The sequence below is a fragment of the Streptomyces sp. NPDC001480 genome (assembly GCF_042894725.1).
Classification (GTDB): domain Bacteria; phylum Actinomycetota; class Actinomycetes; order Streptomycetales; family Streptomycetaceae; genus Streptomyces.
The window spans coordinates 249,335-271,346 of sequence record NZ_JBIAVX010000003.1; the positions used below are offsets into that span (position 1 = coordinate 249,335).

At 71.7% G+C, this 22,012-nt stretch carries 26 protein-coding genes; 10 read left to right on the plus strand and 16 right to left on the minus strand.

All coding sequences use genetic code 11. From position 1 onward, the window contains the following. Nucleotides 1–47 precede the first annotated feature (47 nt). From ACFY01_RS08415 to ACFY01_RS08425, 3 genes are all read left to right on the plus strand, one after another. Nucleotides 48–743, plus strand: coding sequence for an ATP-binding protein (locus ACFY01_RS08415; RefSeq protein WP_390734898.1), 696 nt, complete (start codon nt 48–50; stop codon nt 741–743). A gap of 26 nt (nt 744–769) precedes the next feature. Then, nucleotides 770–1,186, plus strand: a complete 417-nt coding sequence (locus ACFY01_RS08420; RefSeq protein ID WP_390735271.1) for a hypothetical protein — start codon at nt 770–772, stop codon at nt 1,184–1,186. Between the two features lie 230 nt (nt 1,187–1,416). After that, nucleotides 1,417–3,381 (plus strand): ABC transporter ATP-binding protein, encoded by a 1,965-nt coding sequence (locus ACFY01_RS08425; RefSeq protein WP_390734899.1) that lies wholly within the window; start codon nt 1,417–1,419, stop codon nt 3,379–3,381. A gap of 6 nt (nt 3,382–3,387) precedes the next feature. Here ACFY01_RS08425 and ACFY01_RS08430 read toward each other — a convergent pair whose 3' ends face one another. The 7 genes from ACFY01_RS08430 to ACFY01_RS08460 form a co-directional block, all read right to left on the minus strand. Further along, on the minus strand, nt 3,388–3,564 hold the full coding sequence (locus ACFY01_RS08430; protein ID WP_165955606.1) for a hypothetical protein: 177 nt from the start codon (nt 3,562–3,564) through the stop codon (nt 3,388–3,390). A gap of 101 nt (nt 3,565–3,665) precedes the next feature. Continuing rightward, nucleotides 3,666–4,904 carry a cytochrome P450 gene (locus tag ACFY01_RS08435; RefSeq protein ID WP_390734900.1) on the minus strand — a complete coding sequence of 413 codons (1,239 nt, stop codon included), beginning with the start codon at nt 4,902–4,904 and terminating at the stop codon, nt 3,666–3,668. Nucleotides 4,905–4,935: 31 nt separating this feature from the next. Further along, nucleotides 4,936–6,789, minus strand: a complete 1,854-nt coding sequence (locus tag ACFY01_RS08440) for an FUSC family protein (protein ID WP_390734901.1) — start codon at nt 6,787–6,789, stop codon at nt 4,936–4,938. A gap of 546 nt (nt 6,790–7,335) precedes the next feature. Then, a complete protein-coding gene (locus tag ACFY01_RS08445) occupies nt 7,336–8,067 on the minus strand; it encodes a hypothetical protein (protein WP_390734902.1) in 732 nt (243 codons plus the stop codon). A 19-nt stretch (nt 8,068–8,086) separates the two neighbouring features. Continuing rightward, the gene (locus ACFY01_RS08450; protein ID WP_390734903.1) at nt 8,087–8,854 is read right to left on the minus strand and encodes a nucleotidyltransferase domain-containing protein; all 768 of its coding nucleotides are present in this window, start codon (nt 8,852–8,854) and stop codon (nt 8,087–8,089) included. Then, complete coding sequence (locus tag ACFY01_RS08455; protein ID WP_390734904.1) at nt 8,851–9,033, minus strand: DUF397 domain-containing protein; 183 nt, start codon at nt 9,031–9,033, stop codon at nt 8,851–8,853. The genes ACFY01_RS08450 and ACFY01_RS08455 overlap by 4 nt, the downstream gene beginning before the upstream one ends. After that, nucleotides 9,030–9,845, minus strand: a complete 816-nt coding sequence (locus tag ACFY01_RS08460) for a helix-turn-helix domain-containing protein (RefSeq protein WP_390734905.1) — start codon at nt 9,843–9,845, stop codon at nt 9,030–9,032. The genes ACFY01_RS08455 and ACFY01_RS08460 overlap by 4 nt, the downstream gene beginning before the upstream one ends. A gap of 130 nt (nt 9,846–9,975) precedes the next feature. On the opposite strand from ACFY01_RS08460, the gene ACFY01_RS08465 reads away from it, so the two are divergent. The 3 genes from ACFY01_RS08465 to ACFY01_RS08475 all read left to right on the plus strand — a co-directional run bounded on the left by ACFY01_RS08465 (nt 9,976) and on the right by ACFY01_RS08475 (nt 12,206). Beyond that, a complete protein-coding gene (locus ACFY01_RS08465) occupies nt 9,976–10,413 on the plus strand; it encodes an ATP-binding protein (protein WP_390734906.1) in 438 nt (145 codons plus the stop codon). 44 nt (nt 10,414–10,457) lie between these two features. Continuing rightward, nucleotides 10,458–11,129: an SMI1/KNR4 family protein gene (locus tag ACFY01_RS08470; RefSeq protein ID WP_390734907.1), complete on the plus strand. Its 672-nt coding sequence runs from the start codon at nt 10,458–10,460 to the stop codon at nt 11,127–11,129. Between the two features lie 111 nt (nt 11,130–11,240). Next, entirely contained in the window at nt 11,241–12,206 is a 966-nt protein-coding gene (locus ACFY01_RS08475; RefSeq protein WP_390734908.1) for an expansin EXLX1 family cellulose-binding protein, read from the plus strand. Between the two features lie 7 nt (nt 12,207–12,213). On the opposite strand, the gene ACFY01_RS08480 is transcribed toward ACFY01_RS08475, so the two are convergent. The 3 genes from ACFY01_RS08480 to ACFY01_RS08490 form a co-directional block, all read right to left on the minus strand. Further along, nucleotides 12,214–13,266 (minus strand): hypothetical protein, encoded by a 1,053-nt coding sequence (locus tag ACFY01_RS08480; RefSeq protein WP_390734909.1) that lies wholly within the window; start codon nt 13,264–13,266, stop codon nt 12,214–12,216. Continuing rightward, entirely contained in the window at nt 13,263–13,679 is a 417-nt protein-coding gene (locus ACFY01_RS08485; protein ID WP_390734910.1) for a hypothetical protein, read from the minus strand. Before ACFY01_RS08485 ends, ACFY01_RS08480 begins: the two co-directional genes overlap by 4 nt. 101 nt (nt 13,680–13,780) lie before the next feature. Continuing rightward, nucleotides 13,781–14,272: a hypothetical protein gene (locus ACFY01_RS08490; RefSeq protein WP_390734911.1), complete on the minus strand. Its 492-nt coding sequence runs from the start codon at nt 14,270–14,272 to the stop codon at nt 13,781–13,783. A gap of 247 nt (nt 14,273–14,519) precedes the next feature. Here ACFY01_RS08490 and ACFY01_RS08495 point away from each other — a divergent pair, with 247 nt between their 5' ends. Continuing rightward, a complete protein-coding gene (locus tag ACFY01_RS08495; RefSeq protein WP_390734912.1) occupies nt 14,520–14,921 on the plus strand; it encodes a RidA family protein in 402 nt (133 codons plus the stop codon). After that, nucleotides 14,918–15,376 carry a GNAT family N-acetyltransferase gene (locus tag ACFY01_RS08500; RefSeq protein WP_390734913.1) on the plus strand — a complete coding sequence of 153 codons (459 nt, stop codon included), beginning with the start codon at nt 14,918–14,920 and terminating at the stop codon, nt 15,374–15,376. The genes ACFY01_RS08495 and ACFY01_RS08500 overlap by 4 nt, the downstream gene beginning before the upstream one ends. Here ACFY01_RS08500 and ACFY01_RS08505 read toward each other — a convergent pair whose 3' ends face one another. Continuing rightward, nucleotides 15,377–16,099, minus strand: a complete 723-nt coding sequence (locus ACFY01_RS08505; protein ID WP_390734914.1) for an aspartate/glutamate racemase family protein — start codon at nt 16,097–16,099, stop codon at nt 15,377–15,379. 5 nt (nt 16,100–16,104) lie between these two features. Next, nucleotides 16,105–17,556, minus strand: a complete 1,452-nt coding sequence (locus ACFY01_RS08510; RefSeq protein WP_390734915.1) for an NCS1 family nucleobase:cation symporter-1 — start codon at nt 17,554–17,556, stop codon at nt 16,105–16,107. Nucleotides 17,557–17,720: 164 nt separating this feature from the next. On the opposite strand from ACFY01_RS08510, the gene ACFY01_RS08515 reads away from it, so the two are divergent. Beyond that, a complete protein-coding gene (locus tag ACFY01_RS08515) occupies nt 17,721–18,380 on the plus strand; it encodes a GntR family transcriptional regulator (protein ID WP_390734916.1) in 660 nt (219 codons plus the stop codon). Between the two features lie 48 nt (nt 18,381–18,428). On the opposite strand, the gene ACFY01_RS08520 is transcribed toward ACFY01_RS08515, so the two are convergent. Further along, the gene (locus ACFY01_RS08520) at nt 18,429–19,133 is read right to left on the minus strand and encodes a uracil-DNA glycosylase (RefSeq protein ID WP_390734917.1); all 705 of its coding nucleotides are present in this window, start codon (nt 19,131–19,133) and stop codon (nt 18,429–18,431) included. A 90-nt stretch (nt 19,134–19,223) separates the two neighbouring features. Here ACFY01_RS08520 and ACFY01_RS08525 point away from each other — a divergent pair, with 90 nt between their 5' ends. Next, nucleotides 19,224–19,763: an RNA-binding S4 domain-containing protein gene (locus ACFY01_RS08525; RefSeq protein ID WP_390734918.1), complete on the plus strand. Its 540-nt coding sequence runs from the start codon at nt 19,224–19,226 to the stop codon at nt 19,761–19,763. Between the two features lie 14 nt (nt 19,764–19,777). Here ACFY01_RS08525 and ACFY01_RS08530 read toward each other — a convergent pair whose 3' ends face one another. The 3 genes from ACFY01_RS08530 to ACFY01_RS08540 form a co-directional block, all read right to left on the minus strand. Beyond that, on the minus strand, nt 19,778–20,245 hold the full coding sequence (locus ACFY01_RS08530) for a DoxX family protein (protein ID WP_390734919.1): 468 nt from the start codon (nt 20,243–20,245) through the stop codon (nt 19,778–19,780). A 66-nt stretch (nt 20,246–20,311) separates the two neighbouring features. Further along, entirely contained in the window at nt 20,312–20,989 is a 678-nt protein-coding gene (locus tag ACFY01_RS08535; protein WP_390734920.1) for a class I SAM-dependent methyltransferase, read from the minus strand. Nucleotides 20,990–21,063: 74 nt separating this feature from the next. Then, a complete protein-coding gene (locus ACFY01_RS08540) occupies nt 21,064–21,975 on the minus strand; it encodes an acyltransferase domain-containing protein (RefSeq protein ID WP_390734921.1) in 912 nt (303 codons plus the stop codon). Between the last annotated feature and the right edge of the window lie 37 nt (nt 21,976–22,012).

Below are 22,012 nucleotides of genomic sequence, written 5' to 3' on the forward strand. Positions count from 1 at the left end.
TGCAATTTTCAGAGTGACACTTGCCAAGTGTTCGCGGCGGGGCGATAGTGGCAAGCGTGATTCCGTCCGCGCCCTTAGGAACAGACGCCGCCGCAGGCCGTTTCGGTCTCGGTGCCGCCACGGGAGTCGCCCCAGGTGGGGGCGCTGCCGGGCGCCGGTTCCGCTTCGAGCTGGCCGCACATCCGGGTTCGCCCGCACAGGCGAGACGTCTGGCGCGTGCCCGGTTGACGGGCTGGCAGGTCTGCGCGGACACCTGCGACACCGCGGTTCTGGTGATATCCGAGCTGGTCACCAATGCGATCGTGCACACCGCGAGCAGTCGCGTCGTGTGCGAGCTGCACGATCACGAGGACACCGTGCGCATAGCCGTGCAGGACGAAGGCTGTGCCCCCGGTGAGCCCCACCCGTCCCCGCAGCGGCCCGACGAGGAGCACGGGAGGGGGTTGCTTCTCGTCGACGCCATGTGCCGGGCGTGGGGTGCGCAGGAGCTCGGGTCAGGCCTGATGGTCTGGGCCGAGCTGCCGCGCAGGGGTGACGCACCGCACGACGACGCTGACGGACCGCGCAACGACCTCGGCTGGGGCGCCCGCTCCAAGCCGGCCGCACCGCATGGCACGGGCCACGGCACGGGCCACGGCTCGGGGCGTGGACCGGGCGAGGACGAGCAGGCGAAGGCGCGGCACGACCTGGGCGCCTTGGGAAGGATCCCGCGCGAGCGGGACCGGACGTGGGGAAGGCTGTGACCGGCACTTCTCGCCCCGGCCAGGCGATGGGCCTGGACACTCTGGTGCGCATCCGGCGTGAGCAGGGCCCCTCGGGGCGTGCCGGGGGCGTGGGCGACGCCCAGCCGACGGCCGTCCCCGACGGCATGACGGCCCCGCTGGGCTGCGACGCGGTGGCCGTCCCCGCCCGTTTCGGACCGGTGATCGTGCCCATGCTGCCGCGCGTGGGGTGCGTGTACACCGACGGCGTCCACTGGTGGTGGATCGTCCCGTCCGACTCCGACTACGCCCTGTCGTGGCCCGCCCCCGCCCACTACGCCGCCGGCGCCCCGGTCCCCCGGGCCGCCCGCCTCATCCACCGGCCGGAGGGCACGGTTCCGTACACCCCGCCGATCCCGTTGTACCTCGCACTGTGCCGGGTCACCGACACCACGCCGGACTGGTCGCGCCCCCTCAGCGCGTAGCGCTCCGCGGGGTTGCGGCAGTCGGTTCCGCCCCCGCCGCGCCTGCCCTTCCCGTCCTCCAGGGGCTGCGCCCCTTCGACTCCGCCTGCGGCTCCGCCCCCGACCCCGCTCCTCGAACGCGGAGGGGCTGACTCTCAGCGAGCCGGGTGGTGTACGCCCGCGTGCCCCCGGCGATTCGGCTCGCGCTCTGCCCCGTGCGCGTTCGCGCCCGCGATAGTGGCCGTTCGGTCATGACCCGGGGGAGGTTGACGGTGGGTGAGAGGCACGGCTCGGCGGGGCCCGAGGTGTCCGAGTCGGAGCGGCTGCTGTTCGGCGGGCCGTTGCGTTACGACATGGGGTGGAACCAGCACACGGACGCCTTCCTGGAGTTGGACTTCCGGGCCATGGTGACCCGGCTGCCCGGCATGCTCGCGAGCAGCTTGCGGCTGGCCCGCGAGGCCGACCCGAAGGCCGCCCGTACGGTGCTGGCCGCCGAGGCGGGCCGGGGCGTGGCGCAGGCGGTGAGCCTGCTGGCGGTGAACAGCGTGCTGGGCCGGCTGATCGGCGGCGGTGCCCTGGAGGAGCGGCTGCGCGGCGCCGCCCCCGCTCTGATCGTCATGGCCGCGGTGGCGCTCATCACCACGCTGCTGGGTGCCGCGTCGACGTACGCGACCGGCCGGCTGGAGCCCAAGGTGGAGCGGGTGGCCACCGAGCTGTATCTGGAGCGTGCCGCGGCCGTGGAGCTGTCCGCGATCGAGGACCACGCCTTCCACAAGCTGCTGGACACCGCGCAGTACGGTGCGTCGTCGGCGCGCCGCATGATCATGTACGGCACCCGCGTGATCAACGCGATGATCTCGCTGATCGCGGCGGCCGGCGTACTGACCGTGCTGCACCCGGCCCTGCTCCCCCTGCTGATCACGATGACCCTGCCGAGCGCCTGGGGCGCGCTGACCAACGCCCGGCGCCGCTACGAGTCCTTCCACACCTGGGTGCAGCACGCCCGCGCCGGGCATCTGATCAGCAGCCTGCTCACCGAACCGGAGGCCGCCCCGGAGATCCGCGTGCACGGCGTCGGGCCGTTCCTGCTGCGGCACTTCCGGGCGATGTCGGAGAGCGCGGAGGCGGAGCAGGAGCGGCTGGCCCGGCTGGCGGCCCGTACGGGTCTGATCGCGGCGGCCTGGACGGGCCTGGCGACGGTGGCGACGTACGCGACGCTCGGCGCGCTGCTGCTGTCCGGCGCGATGGCGTTGTCCGTGGCGGGCACCGCGGTGATCGCGATCCGCACCGGCTCTGCGAGCCTCGACACGCTGGTGCTGGAGATCAACACGCTGCACGAGGAGGCCCTGTTCGTGGGCGACTTGCAGCGGCTCTACACCGAGGCCGCGGAACGCGCCATCCCGGTCGGCGGCGAGGCCCTGCCCGAGGATCCGCATGAGATCCGCTTCGAGAACGTCACCTTCCGCTACCCGGGTGACTCCACCCGCCCCGCCCTGGACGACGTCACGCTCAGCCTGCCGCTGGGCCGGATCGTGGCACTGGTGGGCGAGAACGGCTCGGGCAAGACGACCCTGGTCAAGCTGCTCGCGGGCCTGTACAAGCCGGACCGGGGCCGGATCCTGTGGGACGGTGTCGACGCGGCGCGGGCCGACCGGCGGCACCTGGCCGAGCGCATCGCGATGGTCGCGCAGGACTTCAAGCGCTGGCCGTTCACGGCCCGCGTCAACGTCGCCGTCGGCCGTTCCTCCGCGCCCATGACCGAGGAACGCCTGGCCGACGCCGTCGAGGACGCCGGCGCGCGGGAGGTGGTCGCGGACCTGCCGCGCGGCCTCGACACCCTGCTGGCCCGCAACTTCAGCGGCGGGCACGAGCTGTCCGGCGGCCAGTGGCAGCGCCTGGGCATCGCCAGGGCCGCGTACCGGCGCGGCCGCATCCTGATCGTGGACGAGCCGACCGCGGCCCTGGACGCCCGGGCCGAGCTGGAGGTCTTCGACCGGATCCGCGCGCTGGCGGGCAGCGGCCAGACCGTCGTACTGATCACCCACCGGCTGGCGTCGGTGCGCCACGCCGACGTGGTGCACGTCCTCGACCAGGGCCGGCTCGTGGAGTCCGGCAGCCCGGACGAGTTGCTGGCCACCGGCGGCCTCTACGCGGAGCTGTACGCGCTCCAGGCGGAACAGTTCACGGCGAAGCTGCCCGCCCCGAAGGCGGGTTGAGCCCGCTCACTCGGCGCCGTCGGCACCCCGGACGATCACCAGGAACATGTCGGTCGCCAGATCCATGACGACCTCGGCGGGCAGCCCTTCGAGGCGCCGCGCGTGCGCGAACTCCTCGGCCGGCCACGATCCCCGCGGTCCACCGGCGGGAAAGCGTTCGAGCACCGTTCGCCCGTTCACCATCCTGCACCTCCAGAAGTGCGTCGTACTCGTAAAGGAGTTAACGCTCTGGAAAGGGAAAACGGCTCGCTCGGTGACGGGACTGAGACATTGTTGACACCTGTTCAGCGCGGTAGGTGAGAGTCCGTGCACTTTCCGGCATCGAAAGCACCGACCGTGTCGGATTGAGCACGCGTCGCGAACGTCACCAAAAGCGCGGCCAGCCCCCGGGCGCGCAGGGAGGGCCGCCACCGCAACGCGTCCTCGGTGAGCGCGAGGTGCGGGAACCGCTCCAGCAGCGCCGCCAGCGCGATCTCGGTCTCGGCGCGGGCCAGTGGGGCGCCCAGGCAGTAGTGGATGCCGTGGCCGAGGGCGAGGTGCCCGCCGGTGTCGCGGGTGAGGTCGAGGCGGTCGGGGTCGGGGAAACGGGCGGGGTCGCGGTTGGCGGCGGACAGCGACACCCAGACCGTCTCACCGGCGGGCACGGTGACCCCGCCGATGGTGACGTCCTCGACCGGGAAGCGCCGGATGCCGAGCAGGGCGGGCCCCTCGTAGCGCGCGATCTCCTCCACGGCGGCGGGGAGCAGCGCGGGGTTCTCGCGCAGGGCGGCCAGTTGGTCGGGGTGGCTCAGCAGGGCGAGCACGGCGTTGCCGATGAGCTGCACCGTGTTCTCGTATCCGGCGAACAGGATGAGGAAGGCCAGGGACATCAACTCGTCCTCGCTCAGCCGGTCGCCCTCGTCGCGCACGGCGATCAGGTCGGAGAGGAGGTCGTCGGCGGGCTCCCGGCGCTTGTCGGCCAGGAGACGGGTGAGGAAGCCGAGCATGGCGACCATCGCTTCGCGTCCCGCGTCCGGGTGTGCCGGGTCGGGGACCATGAGGGTGTCGGTCCACACCCGGAAGTCGAGACGGTGGCTCTCGGGGATGCCCAGCAGGTCGCAGATGACGGTGATGGGAAGCGGCGCGGCATAGGAGGCGACCAGGTCGGCGGTACCGTGCGGGCCGAGCGCGTCGAGGAGTCCGTCGGCGGTGCGCCGGATGGGCTCGCGGAGCTGCTGGACGCGGCCCGGGGTGAAGACCCGGCCGACCAGGCGCCGGATGCGGGTGTGGTCGGGCGGGTCCATGTTGAGGAGGTTGGCGTCCAGGGCGGGCGGCAGGGCGAACCCCTTGTACGTGCCCGCCGTGGCGTGCTTCCTGTCGAGCGACAGCCGAGGGTCGGCGAGGGCCTCGCGCACGTCCTCGTACCGCGTCACCAGCCAGGCCGGCGTCCCGTCGGGGCCGGCGATGCGATGTACGGGCGCCTCCTCGCGCAGGCGCCGGTACACGTCGTAGGGCTGGTCGATGAGGCCGTCGGCGAGATCCATGGGATCCACCCTATGGAGAACGGCACTCCCCTCACGGGGAAACGGAGCCCGCGTTCAGCGGAACGGGTTTGCCGCTCCCCCGCTCCAGCTCGCCGACGAGTTCGGTGAGGAGCCGGGTCTGCTCCGGGGTCAGGTGACCGGTGTCGTCGAGGTGCACGGCGCTCGCCGTGGTCGTGTCGACGAGCCGTTCGAGGACGGCGGCGACGCTGTCCGTGCCCTCCGTGTGGCGGGCGAGGGCGGGCAGCTCGGCGGCGGACAGGGCGATGGCGGTGCGGGCCTCGGCGAGGGCACGGTAGGCCTCACGGCGCAGCGCCCACCGTTCGGCGTGGTCGTCGGACTCGCTCAGCACGTGGGCGAGGTAGGCGCGCGCGGCGTGTTCGGCCGCCGCGAGCCGCTGCCGTACGCCCGCGCCGCGCGCCCCCGGCATCGGCAGGTGCCCGACGATCAGCACGAGGGCGCAGGCCAGCAGCGTCTCGCCGAGCCGGCCGGCGGAGGCCTGCGGTTCCCCGCCGACCATGACGAGGGCGAGCACGAGCAGGGTGAAGACGGCGGTCTGGGCGGCGAAGTGCCGGGCGGCGACGGGGATGAGCGCCCCGCAGACGGTCACGAGCGCGATGAGCCCCTCGGGCCGGGGCAGTACGGCGGCGAAGCCGGCGAAGACGAGGGCGCCCAGGACGGTTCCGGCGGCCCGGGACAGCACCCTGGACGCGAGCGGCCCGAGGTCGGGCTTGACGAGCCACACCGCCGTGACGGGCAGCCAGTACCAGTGCTCGTGCCCGTACCAGCGGGCGTGGTGCAGGGCTTGGGCGATGGCCACGCTGGCCCCGAAGCAGAGGGCGATCCTGAGGGCGTACTCCCGTCCACCGCTGCCGAGGGCGGTGCGCAGGAGGTCCCGTGCGGTGCGCCGGCGGATCTGTAGCCGCTGCCGTGCGTCCCCGGCCCGGTCGAAGGTCTCGGCGGCGCGCAGCAGGGCGTCGTCGAGGGCGCGCAGCGCGGGTGCGGACCGGTGGGGTGCGGGCAGCGGGCCGGTGCCACTGTTGTCGCGTACGGCGCCGGCGAGCCGCCGGGGCCCCTCCGAGGCGCGCTCACCGACGGCGTCCCCGGCCCAGGCGAGGGCGGTCGCGGCCTCGGCGAGGGGCAGCGCGGCGGCGTACTGGGCGTGCAGCCGGCGCTCGGCCGCGGAGCTGGCATGGCGCCGCAGCCGGGGCCCGGCGAGGGCGTCCTGCGCGTGGTCGAGGGCGGCGGTCAGCGCGGCCCGGCGGGTCAGGGCGGCTTCGGTCCCCACCGCGTCGAGCAGTTCGGCGATCGCGTCGTACACCCCGGCGACGGCGTCCCGCTCCCCGTCGAAGCGGAAGTCACCGGCGAGGGAGCCGGGGGTGGGCAGCACCAGCCGCAGCGCGAGCAGCCAGCCCGCCCCGGCGAGGAAGGCGAGAGCCCGCAGCCAGCCGGGTTCGGGCAGCGGCATCCCGGCGCCGACGGCGGCTCCGACCAGCAGCTGTGACCCGGCGGCGCTGGCGGCGGGCCCGACGGCGACCGCGCCGCCCGCGATCAGGCCGAGCCCGGTGAGCAGCAGTGTCAGCGGCACGGCTGCCAGGTGCTGCCCGCCGTACGTCCCGGTGAGCAGCCCCGCCGCCCCGGCCAACGCGGGCACCCCGAGCCGCTTGACCGAGGCCCGTCGACTGCCCGGCCGGTCGTTGGTCCCGGCCAGCATGGCGGCGATGGCGGCGACGATGCCGAGCGAGACGCGGTCGGCGAGCACGGCGACGAGGAGCAGCGGACCGGCGGCCAGCGCACCCCGCGTGACCGCGCTCCAGGGGACGGGCCCGCGCTGGGCACGGAAGGCGTGGGCGAGCCACGGGGGCAGAACGGGGGAAACGCGGGTCACTGGGCTCCTGTGCGAACGAGGGCGGGGTGCGCCTTCGGGCGACGGTGGCCGGGCTGCTCGGTGCTTCAATCCTAAATCGGGTTCCCGAACGGGACGGGGCGTATGTGTTTCGCCGGTGTGACATATGACCCGGAAGCGGTGTTCTTTATGTACGCAATTCCCTGAGCCACGTCATCCGTGGGCCATGTCACACGTAAGCGGACCCGAGGGCGTAGCCTGCCCCCGGGTCCTGAAATGCCGCCCGTGTCGGCACGCCGGCACGCTTGAGAGCCCAGGTCAGTCGTAATGTCGCCGCGTCCTGCCTTTGGACCACCGCGCATCGAGCTGCGCGGGCTGGACTTGAACCAGCATTTCGACGTGCTGGGGCCTGGGCCCGGTCGATCCGGCGATCGGCGGCGAATGCTGAGTCTGGAGCGAGAGTCTGAGATTGAACGCGGTCCGTCCCTGTGTTTCCTTGGCGGGTACGGCCGCTCATCACGACAAGCCTCAGCTTCAGCTTGCGCTCCTCGCGCACCCCGGCCGCGATGGGCCGGGGAGTCTTTGAGATTACCCGAACAGGTAACCGAAAACAGCGTCCCCGACCCGCTGGTCGACGACCTCCACGCCGTTCGCCTCCTCCCGGGCGAACTTCACGGCCTGCTGGAGCCTCTCGACGCGGTCGAGGATCTCGTTCACACGTCGGGCGGGGAGGGCGCCGGAGAACTTCACGGTCGTCCAGTACCCGACCGGAACGTCCTCGTAGTACACCTCGACCTGCGCCGGATGCTTGTCCGTCGCCTCCGCCTTCACGTGGTTGCGCGGCACCTTCTTGGTGCGCAGCGTCCGCACGGGCTCGGTCTTCCACGCGTCCGTGGACGGGTCCTGCACCCAGGACTCGGAGGCGTCGAGGACGGGCAGCTTCCGCACGAAGGTGTTGAGGTCGACGAGCTGCTTCTCGAGGAACAGCAGGTAGGCCACCGGCACGTCGGCGAGCAGTACCCGCCCGTCCACCTTCACATCGGCGCGGGCGGCGCAGTTGGCCCAGTCCTTGGTGGCGGTCACATCGAACAGCCGCGTGAGCGTCGCCGCCGTCTGCCGCAGCACGTCCTCGGCCTGCACCTGCACCCGAGTCGACTCGGGCGGCAACTGCTCGCCCTCCTCGTCCTTCGGCTGGTACGTCCGCGAGATACCGGCCAGCAGGGCAGGCTTCTGAAGGCCGTGGTGAGCGGCCGTCAGGTCCTGGTGTGCCTTGGACTTGACGCCCTTCTCCACTGCGATGATCTGATTGAGTTTCGCCACGGAAAGGACGCTAACAGCGTCAGTTGCCCCCGTTCCAAGCATTATCGGGGGCGAGAATGCCCTCGGCGGCGCGGACCGCGTCCCGGAGGGCCTCGGGGTCGGGGCGCAGTGCCCCGAGAACCTCGTCGATCCCGCGCAGACCGGCCCTCTCCAGCAGCCGCTTTTCATTCGTCACCCATTCCCCCCGCCCCGCGAGCACGGCGTGCCCGGTCTGCACGGCGGCCAGGGCCAGGGCTCCGGCGACCTCGGTGAGGCGGCCCGCAGGGGCGTGGTTGGCCCGCGCGTAGGAGAGAGTGGCCCGGGCGGTGCCGTACCAGCGATCGGAGGCCGTGCGCCGGAGCTTGTCCGGATAGCCGGCGGGCCTCGGCAGTTCCCCGCGCAGCACCCGGTTGACGGCGAGTTCGGCGACCACCAGGTACGTGGGGATCCCCGCGAGATGGAACAGCAGCGGCTCCACCCGGAACCGCCCCTCCTCCGCCTCGGCCAGTTCGTGCTCGACGACATCGAGGTCCCGGTAGTGCACGTCGACCCGCCGCCCGTCGATCGTCAGCCACGCACCCCCGTTGAACACCCCGCCGCCCCACCCGCCGACCTCGGAGACCTCCCCCTCCCAGCCGACGGCACGCAGGTCGGCGGGGTCGAAGGCGCCCCGGTAGTAGACGGCCAGGTCCCAGTCGCTGTCGGGACGGTGGGTGCCCTGGGCCCGCGAACCGCCGAGGGCGACGGCCCGGACGGTGGGGAGGGCGGCGAGGCGGCCGGCGGTGGAGTCGAGGAAGGCCGTTGTCACAGCGCCGCGTGCTCGACGAACGCGGCCCAGGTGCCGGGCTCGACGGTCAGAGGGGGGCGGTTCGTGTCCTTGGAGTCACGGACGTGGACCCTGTCCGGGCGTACGGCGACCTCGACGCACTGGCCGCCCTCAGCTCCGCTGTAGCTGCTCCTGACCCAGGTCAGCGCTTCGGCGTTCATACCTCTCCCAGCAACTTCTCGATGAAGGCCAGTGACTCACTCGGAGTGAGGGCCTGGGCTCGGATGATCCCATAGCGGGCCGACAGTGCATGGACCTCTTTGCGATCGGTCACCAGTGTGCTCCGACCCTGCGCCTCCATGTATCCGACCGGGTTGCCGCTCCCCGGAGTCAGCAGGGTGAAGGCACCATCCACACCGGCGTTGTCCTCACGGTCGAGTGGCATCACCTGGATCTCGACGTTCCGTTTCTGGCCGATGAGAAGGAACTGTTCCAGCTGCCCCCGCCAGACCTGTCGCCCACCGAGGGGCCGCCGCACCACCGGCTCCTCCATGACGAAGCTCAGCAGCGGAGCGGGCCACTTGCTGAAGATGTCCTGCCGCGCCAGCCGTGCCGTCGCCCGCAGCTCGATGGTCTCCGCGTCCAGAAGGGGGCGGCGCATGCCCAGCAGGGCCCGCGTGTACCCCTCGGTCTGCAACAGGCCGTTCACCACGTGGGTGTCGTACAGCTGTAGCTCAACCGCCTCGGCTTCCAACTTCGCCGCATCACGGAAGAACGCCGGATACTGAGCCCGAGCCACCTCCTCCTTCCCCGCGCTCAACACGCCACCGGCGCCGAGCACTTCATCGGCCCGGTCGATGAACCCCGGCGGCGGAATGCGCCTCCCCTGCTCGTACGAGGCGATGGTCGACGCCGAGTACCCCGCCCGCGACCCGAACTCCGCCCGGTCCAGCCCCGCCCGCTCCCGGAACAGCTTCAGTTGCCGCCCGAAGACGTGCAGCATGCCCGTACCGGGCTCGTACTCGTCGTCCATGCCGCAGTTCCTCCCGCACCACAGGTCACGCCCCGCATCACGTACAAGCGCGCGGCAGCCACGTACAGCCCGCGCTGGTCAGCGCGTCACACCTGGCCAAGACTACGCACAGTGCATGACCGTTGACGGCATGAAGTCGGCAATCACCCCCGTCCACGAGTTCGCGATGCGGTTCACCTCGACCCCGCGCGGCGCGCGCCTGGCCCGCCGTCTGGTCTCGCACCGCCTGAACGACTGGGGGCACCCCTACGACAGCCCGGTCAGCGAGACGCTGACCCTCATCGCGGCGGAGCTGACGGCGAACGCCGTACGTCACGGCCACGTCCCCGGCCGGGACTTCGACCTCCGGCTGACTTTGACCGGCGGCGACACGTTCCGTATCGAGGTGACCGACACCCGCACGGAGAAACAGCCCTCGCGCACTCCCCCGTCCCCCGACGCGGAAGCGGAATCGGGCCGCGGCCTCCTCCTCGTGGCCGCGCTCGCGGACGACTGGGGAGTCACGCCCCGCGCCTCCGCACCGGGCAAGACCGTGTGGGCGGAACTCCTCCAGCCACCCCGCCGCTGAAATCCCGGCAGGTACGGGCGCGGGACGACCGTAGGGTCGCGGGTGTGACCGACGACCGACAGCAGGAAGAGGCCGCAGCGGGCGCCTGGGCCAGGATCGAAGGATGGCTGGAGCAGAACGCTCCGCGCTCCCACCGGATGCTCCCGCCACCTGCCCCGGAAACCGAGATCCTTGAGGTCGAGCAGGAACTCGACCTCACCATGCCACCGGGCCTCAAAGCCTTCTACCGCCTGCGCGACGGCACCGGCCACCCCGCCGACTTCGGCTGGACACCCGAGCCCGAAACCGGGCTTCCGCTCGAAGGACAGGGAACGGCCTGGCTGCTGCCGATGCAGCACGCGATCCCTCCGGTGCAGCAGCTGACGTACTGGGACGAGGGCCCGCACACCATCGGTATGCCGGTCGATCCCGCGATGCGGTACCTCGCCTTCGCCGCGACCGACCGCAGTTGCCTGTACGGGCTGTTCACGGACTGCACCCCGGGACCCGGCTACGGACGGATCGGAACCTTCGAGGAGGCCGGCATTCCCAAGCTGGGCGCGTGGCCGTCGTTCGCCGACTACCTCATCGAAGTCGCCGACGCCCTGTACGAGAACCGTGGCGTGGAGTACGCGGACGGGCACCAGGACAAGAACGTGCCGGGTCTCGTCGATCGGGCCCTGGTGTGGGACCGTCCTGCGCGTCCGCAGGACCCGGACTGGACGCGGTCCGCATAACCCTGTGGCCGAAACCGCGGCAACCTTCCCGGCCCCGGCGACCACTGATGAGTCGGAAGCGCATGTCCTCACGTATCACGTGTGGACTCGAAGGACTCAAAGGAGTCACCCGTGGCATCTTCACCCCACCGCCGCCCCGTCCCCAGACGGCGCACGGCGCTCGTCTCCGCCGTCGCCGTGGTGGCCGTGGGACTGCTCGTCTCCCTGGTGATGGCGTTCCGCCCGCACGACGCGCCCCGGACCGTGCGGGCCGCGGCCGCGCCCGCCGCGAGCACCCGGCAGACGAGCGCCGGGACCGCGACACCGACACGTTCGCCCAAGCCGAAGCCGTCCACGGCGTCCCCGACGCCGAAGCCCACCAGGACCACCCCGAAGCCGGCCAAGGCCCACACCGCGTCGGCACGGCCGTCGCCCGCCCACACCACCCCCGCCGCCGACGCCCGTCCGGCTTCCGGCGCGGCCCCGCTGGCGGGGCGGATCAAGCCGGGGGTCACATACACCGGAGTGGCCACCCACTACGACGCGGCGGACGGCAACGGTGCCTGCACGTACGGCCCGACCTCCGATCTGATGATCGTGGCGATGAACCACACCGACTACGAGACGGCCAAGGCGTGCGGGGCGTACATCAGCGTCCACGCGGGCGGGGCCTCCGTCACGGTGCGGGTCACCAACGAGTGCCCCGAGTGCGCGCCCGGGGCGCTCGACCTCAGCGAGCAGGCCTTCGCGAAGCTCGCCGCCCTCAATGCCGGCCGTATCCCGGTCACCTGGAGTCTGCTGAGCCCCAGCACCTCCGGCACGATCTCGATCCGCTACAAGACCGGCTCCAGCGCCAACTGGTGCGGCATCCAGGCCCTCGGCCACCGCAACCCGCTGGCCCGCCTGGAGGTCAGCACCGGCAGCGGCTGGCGCCAGCTGACCCGCGAGACCTACAACTACTTCCTGTCCGAGAGCGGCACCGGCTGCGGCGGCTCGCTCCGGCTCACCGACATCTACGGGGAGCAGCTGACGGTCAGCGGGATCGCCGTACGCCCGGACGTCGTCCAGGCGACCCGGGTCCAGTTCGCCCGGCACTGACCGACGGTCACAGCGGCCCCAGGTACTCACCAAGGAAGTGGCCGACGGCGGTCAGCGCCGGGAGGGCCTTCGGGTCGAGCCCGATTGCCACGACGAAGAGCCCGAGGCCGAGGAAGAGGTAGAAGCCCCAGCTGAGGACCAGGACCACGGTCGACAGGTCGAGCAGCGCCACGAACGCCGCGCAGAGGAAAACGGTGATCAGGCCCGCGAACAGCACCATCCCCAGGATGAAGCCGGTCCCATACCCGGCCGGCGGCGGTGCGTCGGCCGAGTACACGGCCCGGACGGCGGAACCGGCGACCGGGAAGGGCAGTGCGGCGGCGAGGACGATCACGACCGCCATGAGCCAGGCCACTGGAGGGGACACCACGAGGGAGCCGGCGAGCTTCGTCGGAGTGCTCGGGCGGTAGGGGCGTACCTTCTCGGCCGGGTCCGGCTTCACCACGCGCGGACCCGGCACGACCCCCGGCGGGGGCTCGCTGCCCCGCGAGTGCGCCTCCTCGCTCAACTGCCGCAGGTTGTCCCGCACCGTGCCGAGTTTCGCTTCCGCCTGCTCCATGCTGTGCGCGAACCGCCGCGTCTCCGGGCTGTCGCCCGCCGCGTCCGCCGCACCGGCGACCGTCCCGGCGTCCCCCACCGCCTCCCCGCGCAGGCGCGCCAGTTCGCGGTATGCCTCGTCCAGCAGCTTCTCGGTCTCCGCCCGTGCCTCCTGGGCCGCACGCATCATCTGCTGGGTGTGCAGTACATGGAGCTCGGCGTCCTTGAGCTTCTCGGCGAACTCGGCATGGGCCTCCGCCCGTCCTTCGGCCTTGGCCCGCCGCGCCTTCTCCTCCAGATCGTCGCACCGCATGGCCAGTTGCCCGACCGCGCGCGTCAGCGTGTGAACCACGTGGTCCGCGCGGTCCCGCGCCTCCAGGACAGCCTGCTCGTGCTCCACAGTGAGTTGAATGTAGGTCACATACTGATTGGCGCCGGACTGGATCACGAGCCCGTTCTCGGAGGCACAGCCATAGGCACGGATGCGTTCACCACCGTCGTCGGGGTGTTCCGCAACGCTCATCGCTCGTTGACGTACTGGTCCCGGGCCGCCTGGTAGACCCGGCCGTCACCCTCGGCCCGCCCCTCCAGGTGGACGGTGCCGTTGACGGTCTGGCCGGCCGGGCGGGGGGCCGGACCCAGCAGGTCGCTCAGTGCGCCGACCGCCTGCGGGTGCTCGGCCAGCAGTCCTTCGAACCGCCTGCTCCACCGGTCCGCCAGGCCGCTGCTCGCCGCGTGGTCCCCGTTCGCCTCCGCGTCCTGTGCGGCCTGCCTGGACGCGTCGAGTTCGCGCCCCACCTGGTCCGCGTCCAGCGGCCGGAACCGCCGCCACAACGCGACGACCTGGTCGCGGGTCTGTTGCCAGCCCTCTTGGACGAGCAGGGTCACGACGGTCGTACCGGCGGTGCCGGCCACGGAGACGAGATACGGATCCACGATGCCCCCCAGCAGATCACGCTGGGTCGATGGACAGGACCCAGAGCGTAATCCTCAACGATAACCCAACGCTGCTGCGACGCAGCGCGGTTCGTGTGCCGTCAGGCGTAGGTCCAGCGCCACGCGCCCGAGCTGTAGCTGCACCTGATGCTCGTACCTGCGGCGTTCGTCGTCTGGGCGCCGTGGTCGCCGTTGCGGCAGTACTGGCCCGCCGAGTAGCAGTTGCCCGCGTTCGAGGTGATCGAGCAGGTGCCGGTGCCGGTGTCGCTGCTCCCGCCGCCGCTGCCGACGCTGCTGGTGGTGCCGCTGTTGCTGGTGCCGGAGACGCTGTGCGCGGCCTTCGTGACCGTGACGGTCGGGCCGGGCTTCTTCACGGTCTTCGTCTTGGTGACCGTGGGCGCGGGCGCGACCTTCGGTACGTTCGTCACGGTCGCCGTGGCCGTCACCGTGATGGTCGGCCGGGGCTTGGCGGCAGCGGCCTTCGCCGCGTTCACCTCGTCCTGCGCGCTCTGGGTGCCACCCATGGCGCCCAGGCCGAACACGGCCACAGCAGCCACCCACACGCGCTTGCGCTTGTACCACTGGTTGTTCATTTCGCCCCCCTGAGGATCTTTCAGCGGGACGTACGGTAAGTACATGTACGCGCCACACAAAAGAGGGGTGAACATTTGGTGATCGTTTTGTGATGAACCATCTACCCGGTCGAGCTGACACGCGTTGTCACCGCGTTTCCTCGAACCGCTGCTCGCCGCCCGGAAATTGGGATGCGGCGAAGGGCGGCGGTTCGGATGATCGGATGGTTGCCCGCCATCCGATCATCCGACCCCAGGAGCCCCGCCCATGATCCGGCGCGTCACCGCCCCCGGTCTCTTCCCGCCGCCCACCTACTCGCACGCCACCGTCGTCGAGGCCGGTACGAAGCTCGCGTTTCTGGCCGGCGCGGTGCCTCTGGACGAGGAGGGGGAGGTCGTCGGGCCGGGAGATGCCGTGCGGCAGGCGGAGCAGGTGATCCGCAATCTGCGGGAGCAACTGGCCGCGGTGGGAAGCGACCTGGCACACGTCGTGTCGACGGACGTGTACGTGGTGAGCGGTGAGCCGTCGGTGCTGTCGGCCGTGTGGGAGGTGGTGGAGGCGTCCGGGCTCAGTGCGGGGCCGCACTCGTCCACGCTGATCGGGGTGGCGTGCCTCGGGTACACCGGGCAGCTCGTGGAGATCACGGCCACGGCCGTGGTGCCCGAGTGAACGACCGGGAGGGGGTCGTCCTGCGCAGGGCGGTCGATGCCGACGCCGCCGCCGCGGCCGATGTCTGGCTGCGGTCTTTCGCCGCCGCGCTGCCCACGGTCGTCCGGCCGCGTTCCGATGACGAGGTGCGCCAGTACTTCCGGGAGGTCCTGGTGCCGCTGCGGGAGACCTGGGTGGCCGAGGCGGCGGGCGCGGTCGTCGGGGTGATGGTGCTCCAGGGGGAGTTGCTGGCGCAGCTCTACCTCGATCCGGACCGGCGCGGGCGAGGCATCGGGGACCGGTTCGTCGCGCTGGCCAAGGAGCGCGGCCCACAGGGGCTCACCCTGTGGACCTTCCAGGTCAACAAGCCCGCCCACCGCTTCTACGAGCGGCACGGGTTCGTCGCCGTGGAGTTCACGGACGGCAGCGGGAACGAGGAGCGGGAGCCGGACGTTCGTTATGAGTGGCGGCCGTGATCAGGCGGACGGGCGGCCCCACAGTCTCCGCTTGGGGAGGGGCTTTGCGTAGGTGCCCGTCCGGCTCGTCGTGAGGCCCAGCGAGACCAGGGACTCGGCCAGCTTCACCGCCGCGCCGACCCCGTCGACGACCGGTAGCCCGAGCTTCTCCCCCACCGCCCGCCGCAACCCCGTCATCCCGGCACAGCCGAGCACCAGTACCTCCGCCCCGGCCTCGCGTGCCCGCTCGGCCGCCGCCAGGAAGGCGGTCTCCGTGCGTTCGTCGTCGTCGCCGAGGCGGAGGACACCCAGTCCTGTGCCGACGACCGCGGCGCAGTTGCGTGCCACCCCGGCGGTCTCCAGGCTGTCCTGGATCTGCCCGCACGAGCGCTCCAGGGTGGTGACGACGCCGTACCGCCGCCCCAGGAGACACGCCAGGTGGGCCGCGGCCTCCGTGATGTCGACGACCGGTACGTCCACCAGCTCCCGTACGCCTTCCCGGCCGTGCTCACCGAAGCCGGCCAGGACCACGGCGTCGTAGGGCGGCCCCTTGTACGTCCGCAGCGCGTCGAGGACGGCCGCGGCGGACAGGTAGCTGTCGAGCCAGCCCTCCGCGGACTCCGGTCCCCATGCGGGGGTCAGTCCGGTCACGGTGGTGCCCGGCCCCGCGGCGGCCCGGGCACCTCGCACGATCTCCTCGGTCATCTCCCGCGTGGTGTTGCAGTTGGTGACGACGATCCGCACGTCGGTCAGCCCTCCTCGGTGGCGCGCTCGCCGCGGCACAGTCCCGCGTACAGCCCGGCGGCCAGGGCCGTGCCGATGAACCAGGAGTACGGCGCCACATCGCTGAAGGCCTTCACCAGGGCCAGCACGGCCGCGACCGCCGCCGACGGCAGGAACGCCCACAGCGCCCTGGGGTTGACGCCCCTGCGGTAGTGGTAGCGGGAGTCCGGCGCGGCGTCGAAGAGTTCGTGGACGTCCACCCGGCCGCGCTTCACCCAGTAGTAGTCGACCATGATCACGCCGAACAGCGGGCCCAGGAAGGCTCCGAGGCCACCGAGGAAGTAGTTCACGACCGTGGGGTTGGAGAACAGGTTCCACGGGGTCACGACCAGCGCGGCCACCGTGCTGATCATGCCGCCGACCTTGAAGGTGATCTTCTGCGGCCAGACGTTGGCCAGGTCGTACGCCGGGGAGACGAAGTTGGCGACGATGTTGACGCCCATGGTGGCCACGGCGAAGGTCAGCGCGCCGATCACCAGCACCCACTTGTTGCCGATCTCGGCGACGAGGTACGCCGGGTCGGTGATCTCCTTGCCGAACACCTCGTACGCGCCGGCCGTGACGATCACCGACACGATCACGAAGGCCGTGGAGTTGACCGGCAGGCCCCAGAAGTTGCCCCGCTTGACGGTCCGGTAGTCGGGCGCGAAACGCGAGAAGTCGCAGAAGTTCAGCATCAGCGTGCCGTAGGTCGCCAGGACCAGGCCGACCGCGCCGAACCACTGGCGCCACTGCTCGCCCGTGGACACCGGGTGCGGGGTGGAGGTGAGCGCGATGGTCCAGTCGGCCTTGGCCAGGACCCAGACCGCGAGCGCGATCATCACGACCCAGATGGCGGGACCGCAGAAGTCCTGGAACTTCCGCACCGACTCCATGCCCCGGCTGATGATCAGGGCCTGGACGATCCACAGCGCCACGAAGGAGACCCAGCCGAGCGTGTCCAGGCCGAGGAAGGAACTGTGCGTCCACGACTTCAGGCCCGGCCAGGCCGCCAGCAGCATCACGTTGACGGCGACCGAGGCGAGGTAGGTCTGGATGCCGTACCACATGATGGCGATGACGGCCCTGATCAGCGCGGGGATGTTGGCGCCCCAGACACCGAAGGCGATCCGGCTGACGACCGGGAAGGGCACGCCGGTGCGCTGGCCGATGCGGCCCATCATGTTCATTCCGAGGTAGATGATCACGAAGCCGGCGAGCAGCGACGTGAAGATCTGCCAGACGTTCATGCCCAGGAAGAGCAGTCCGGCGGCGAAGGTGTAGTTGCCGAGGTTGTGGACGTCCGACATCCACATGGCGAAGAGGTCGAAGACCTTCCAGGAACGGTTGGCCGCGGGAGCGAGGTCGTCGTTGGTGAGCCGGGGGTCGGGGACGAACGATGATGTGCCGGTGGCTTCGGCACGGTCGGCGAGGGACACGGGGGCCTCCATGGACGGGGGACGGAGGAGGACTGCTCGGGGGGTGGCTGGCCGGACCGTTTGGTATACCAAACTGTGCCATAGTCCCGCCGTCAAGAGTCGCGACCGATGTCCGTCCTGTTACGGCCCCGTAAAAGACCCCTCGCGTCGGCGAAGATGGCCCCATGGCGAAGATCGAACCCCTCGGCGCGGTGCGCGAGCGCGTCCTCGCCGACCTGCGGCAGGACATCATCGCGGGCCGCCTGCGCCCCGGTGACCGGCTCGTCGAGCGTGAGCTGGCCGAGCGTTTCGGGGTCTCGCGCGTGCCGGTCCGGGAGGCGATCCGGGCCCTGGTCGCCGAGGGCTTCGTCCTCTTCGAGACACCCCGCCGTACGGTCGTACGCCGGCTGACCCCCACCGACGTCAAGGAACTCTTCGAGCTGCGCGAGGCCCTGGAGGTGTACGCGGCCGGGCTCGCCGCGTCACGGGCGACCCCGCAGGCGCTGGCGGAGCTGCGCGAACTGCTGGCCCGGTCGGCCACGGCCACCGAGACGGGGGACGCCGAGACGATCACCGACGTCAACACCCGTTTCCATGACCGCATCCGGGCCCTGGCCGGCAACAGCCTGCTGATCTCGGTCATGGAACCGGTCGACGGCCGGCTGCGCTGGCTGACCCGGCAGAACGAGGAGTGGCCCCAACTGCTCATGGAACACCGTGAGTTGTACGAGGCGATCGCCTCCGGCGACCCGGACCGCGCCCGCGCCCACGCGCTCCGCCACGTCCAGGCCAACTACCGGTCGACGGTGCGGCACCTGTTCGGCGAGGCCGCCGACGCCGGGTGACGTGACGCCGGAGTGACGTGACGCCGGGCTACACCCGGTGGTGCCGGGTCAGACTGACAGCCCGGCCGTCTGCGCTGCCGTGTGCAGCACTTCGCGCAGCATCTCGGGGGTGAGCCGGCCGGTGAAGGTGTTGCGCTGGCTGACGTGGAAGCAGCCGAAGAGGTCCAGGTCGTCCGGGCCGTCCAGCGCCACGCGGGTGCCGTGGGCGAAGGCAGGTCTGGGACGGGGGACGTTCCAGCCCGCCTCGGCGAACGCGGGCAGCGCGGCCTGCCAGCCGAAGGCGCCGAGCACCACCGCGGCCCGCAGCGTCGGCCGCAGCAGCCGCAGCTCCTGTACCAGCCAGGGCCGGCAGGTGTCCCGTTCGCCGGGGGTCGGCTTGTTGGCGGGCGGGGCGCAGTGCACGGGCGAGGTGACGCGGACGCCGTACAGCTCGAGCCCGTCGTCGGCGCTCTCGGAGGTGGGCTGAGAGGCCAGGCCCACGTCGTACAACGCCTGGTACAGCACGTCCCCGGAGCGGTCGCCGGTGAACATGCGGCCGGTGCGGTTGCCGCCGTGGGCGGCGGGGGCGAGGCCGATGACCAGCAGCCGGGCGTCGGGCGGCCCGAAGCCCGGCACGGGCCGTCCCCAGTACGTCCAGTCGGCGAAGGCGGCACGCTTGGTGCGGGCCACCTCCTCCCGCCAGGCGACCAGCCGGGGGCAGGCCCGGCAGTCCGCCACGCGCCGGTCGAGCTGGGCGAGGCCGCTGGTGTTCATGCCTCCACGGTAGGGGCTGCGCCGCGACCGGTTCGTCCGGGTGGAAAATCGGGTCCTGCTCCCGCACCCCGGCGAGCTAAGGTCGAGGACATGGCTTCCCAGGATGCGGACGAGGACACCACCCGCGACACCGGCGGCACCGGCGACGGCGCCGACCCGGGCCCGCGCGCGGCGGACGCCGTCGACCCGAAGGTCGCCGCCGCCGTGGCCGCGGCCGAGGCGGCGGGTCCCGCGAGCGGTGAGACCGTGCGCATCGACAGCTGGATCTGGGCGGTCCGGCTGATCAAGACCCGCTCCCTGGGGGCCACCGCCTGCCGTGGCGGACACGTCCATGTGAACGGTGAACGCGTCAAGCCCGCGTACTCCGTGCGCGTCGGCGACGAGGTGCGTCTGCGGCAGGAGGGCCGGGAACGGGTCGTGATCGTCAAGCGCCTGATCCGCAAGCGGGTCGGCGCCCCCGTGGCCCAGCAGTGCTACATCGACAACTCGCCGCCGCCCCCGCCCCGCGAGGCCGTGGCCCCCGCCGGTCTCCGCGATCCCGGTACCGGCCGCCCCACCAAGCGCGACCGCCGCGAGCTGGAGCGTCTGCGCGCGCTGAACGGGCTCAGGGGGCGTCCCGGCGGACAGTGACGTCACGCTGCCCGTCACCGGGCCGGCCGCAGCAGCCGCAGCAGCTCCGCGTTGTGCCCGCGCCGGGCCCAGGCGATCAGGGCCAGCGGCACGATGAGGATCAGCGGTGTCGCGGCGTACTGACCGTCGAAGACGGTGAGCTGGACGATGAAGGCACCCACCATCAGCGCGCTCAGCGCCATCGCCGCCAGTGACTGGAGCACCGGGACCAACAGGGCCACGGCCCCGGCGAGTTCCAGCGCACCGATCGCGTACATGCCGGCGCTGCCCCAGCCGATCCGGTCGAAGGACTCGACGGCCGACGGGTGGGCGATCAGCTTGGGCAGCGCGCTCGCGATCCCGTAGAAGAGGGCGAGCAGCACCTGCACCGTGCGCAGAGCGACACGGGCGACCTGTGCACGGCGGCCGCGGGCCGGCGCGGAGGCGGCGGGACCGGCGGAGATGGCGCTGTCGGAGGCGGCGGGGGTGGTGGTCTCGGCCATGGGGTTCTCCTGGGTGGAGCGGTCTCGGTTGCTGTCACCGATGTAGACCCACCCCGGGCCGAAAACTCATCGGCGTACCGCTCTCACCCACACCCGGTCCGGGGTCAGGTACTCGTCCACCTCCAGTCCCGCTTCCGCCAGCGCCTCCTCGAACTGCTCCTTCGACAGCGGCCGGCTCAAGAACGTCTGTGTCCACACCGCGTCCGGGAACACATACTCTGCTCGGACCGAGTTCGCCCCGTCACCGACCGGTTCCGCCGACACCATCCGTACCGTGAACCCGGCGGGGTCGAGCCGCTCGCGCGGCAGGTCGGTGTGGTAGTCCTCTCCTTCCCGCTGGATCAGCACGCAGCCGCCCTCCGCCAGGTGCCGGGCGCAGGTGCGCAGCAGTCCCCGGCGGACCTCGACGTCGCCGGCGTGGACCAGGAACGACGCGAGCATCACCACGTCGAACTTCTCGCCCAGGTCGAGGTCCTCGATCGGGCTGCATATCGTGCGCGCCCCGCGGACGCGCTCCAGCATCTCGGCGGACTCGTCCACCGCCGTGACCGTGAAACCGCGCTCCAGCAGCGGGTGGGTCACCCGGCCCACTCCGCTGCCCAGTTCCAGGATGTGTGCCCCGGCGGGCACCGCCGCCGCGATGATGTCGGGTTCGTCGCGCACCGGCAGCCGCGAGTACAGCTCCACCGCGCAGCCGTCCGGAGTGATCGCACCGGGACCGGTTCCCTCGTATCCCTCACGCATTTCGACCTTCATGCCCGGACAACGGCCGGTCCCCGCACGCCCGTTCCCACTCGGTCGCTGTTCACTCGTTCGAGTTATTCGGCCTGCAGAGGGAACCAGCCGTCCCCGACGTACCAGTGCCCTCCGGCCCGCAGGTGATCCCCGACCGCCCGTTCCACGGAGGTCCGGCGCGGCAACTCCCCCACCGGCAGGTCCGGGTCGCCGAAGACGAACCGGACGGGCTCCCGGTCGGCCGGTTCCGTGTCCTGGCCGGCGAGGCGGAACCGTTCCTGGAAGCGGACGATGTTGGACCGCGCGGGCAGGTACCGCCTCAGTTGCGGGTCGAGCAGCCAGGAGTGGCAGACCGCGGCCGAGTACGGCTCCTCGGGAAAGTGCAGGGCGAAGAACTTCCGCGCCAGCGCCACGGAGCGGTCGCAGGCCGCCGGGGTCAGGGGGCCGTGGAAGTCGGGTATGTGGACGGCGAGGCAGGGGTCGCCCGCCGCAGCCCGCAGCCCGGCCGCCACCAGCCCCGGTGCGGCGAGCTGCCCGAGCGCCGCCCGCTCGAACTGAAGTCGCCCCAGCTGGTAGAGCTCACCGCGGAAGTGATGGGCCAGCCAGCGCGGGGACTGCACGCCGGCCGTGCCGTGCCGTCTGCGGTGGGAGGCGAGGTTACGGCCGAGGTCGGCGAGGGTGCGGCGGGAGACATCGGCCGTGATGCCGCGCTCGCGGTGGTATGCGCGCGCGTATGGCACCGCGGCGAGGAAGACGTACACGGCGAAGTACCGCGCCAGGGCGGCCGGCGCGGCGGCGATCCGCTCGTCGATGTCCGGCGTCCGGCCGATCTCCCCGAGGTCACGGACCAGCTCCTCCACGCACTCCGCCAGGAGTCGCAGCACGCCCGGGTCACCCGTCACCGTGCTCCGCAGTCCGACCAGTTCGTTGATGTCCTCGTGCGGTACGGCGAGGTCGAGAAGCAGCTCGGGCAGGTCGTCGGCGTCCGGCAGCACGGTGCGGTCCCCCTTGGGTGAACGTCCTCGTCGAAGG

What these genes read in the sequence shown, in the direction of transcription:
- ACFY01_RS08420 (WP_390735271.1), top strand. Translation starts at nt 770, where the DNA reads ATGGGCCTGGACACTCTGGTGCGCATCCGGCGTGAGCAGGGCCCCTCG.
- ACFY01_RS08425 (WP_390734899.1), top strand. Translation starts at nt 1,417, where the DNA reads ATGACCCGGGGGAGGTTGACGGTGGGTGAGAGGCACGGCTCGGCGGGG.
- ACFY01_RS08430 (WP_165955606.1), bottom strand. Translation starts at nt 3,564, where the DNA reads ATGGTGAACGGGCGAACGGTGCTCGAACGCTTTCCCGCCGGTGGACCG.
- ACFY01_RS08435 (WP_390734900.1), bottom strand. Translation starts at nt 4,904, where the DNA reads ATGGATCTCGCCGACGGCCTCATCGACCAGCCCTACGACGTGTACCGG.
- ACFY01_RS08455 (WP_390734904.1), bottom strand. Translation starts at nt 9,033, where the DNA reads ATGAACGCCGAAGCGCTGACCTGGGTCAGGAGCAGCTACAGCGGAGCT.
- ACFY01_RS08460 (WP_390734905.1), bottom strand. Translation starts at nt 9,845, where the DNA reads ATGGACGACGAGTACGAGCCCGGTACGGGCATGCTGCACGTCTTCGGG.
- ACFY01_RS08465 (WP_390734906.1), top strand. Translation starts at nt 9,976, where the DNA reads ATGAAGTCGGCAATCACCCCCGTCCACGAGTTCGCGATGCGGTTCACC.
- ACFY01_RS08480 (WP_390734909.1), bottom strand. Translation starts at nt 13,266, where the DNA reads ATGAGCGTTGCGGAACACCCCGACGACGGTGGTGAACGCATCCGTGCC.
- ACFY01_RS08490 (WP_390734911.1), bottom strand. Translation starts at nt 14,272, where the DNA reads ATGAACAACCAGTGGTACAAGCGCAAGCGCGTGTGGGTGGCTGCTGTG.
- ACFY01_RS08495 (WP_390734912.1), top strand. Translation starts at nt 14,520, where the DNA reads ATGATCCGGCGCGTCACCGCCCCCGGTCTCTTCCCGCCGCCCACCTAC.
- ACFY01_RS08515 (WP_390734916.1), top strand. Translation starts at nt 17,721, where the DNA reads ATGGCGAAGATCGAACCCCTCGGCGCGGTGCGCGAGCGCGTCCTCGCC.
- ACFY01_RS08520 (WP_390734917.1), bottom strand. Translation starts at nt 19,133, where the DNA reads ATGAACACCAGCGGCCTCGCCCAGCTCGACCGGCGCGTGGCGGACTGC.
- ACFY01_RS08525 (WP_390734918.1), top strand. Translation starts at nt 19,224, where the DNA reads ATGGCTTCCCAGGATGCGGACGAGGACACCACCCGCGACACCGGCGGC.
- ACFY01_RS08530 (WP_390734919.1), bottom strand. Translation starts at nt 20,245, where the DNA reads ATGGCCGAGACCACCACCCCCGCCGCCTCCGACAGCGCCATCTCCGCC.
- ACFY01_RS08535 (WP_390734920.1), bottom strand. Translation starts at nt 20,989, where the DNA reads ATGCGTGAGGGATACGAGGGAACCGGTCCCGGTGCGATCACTCCGGAC.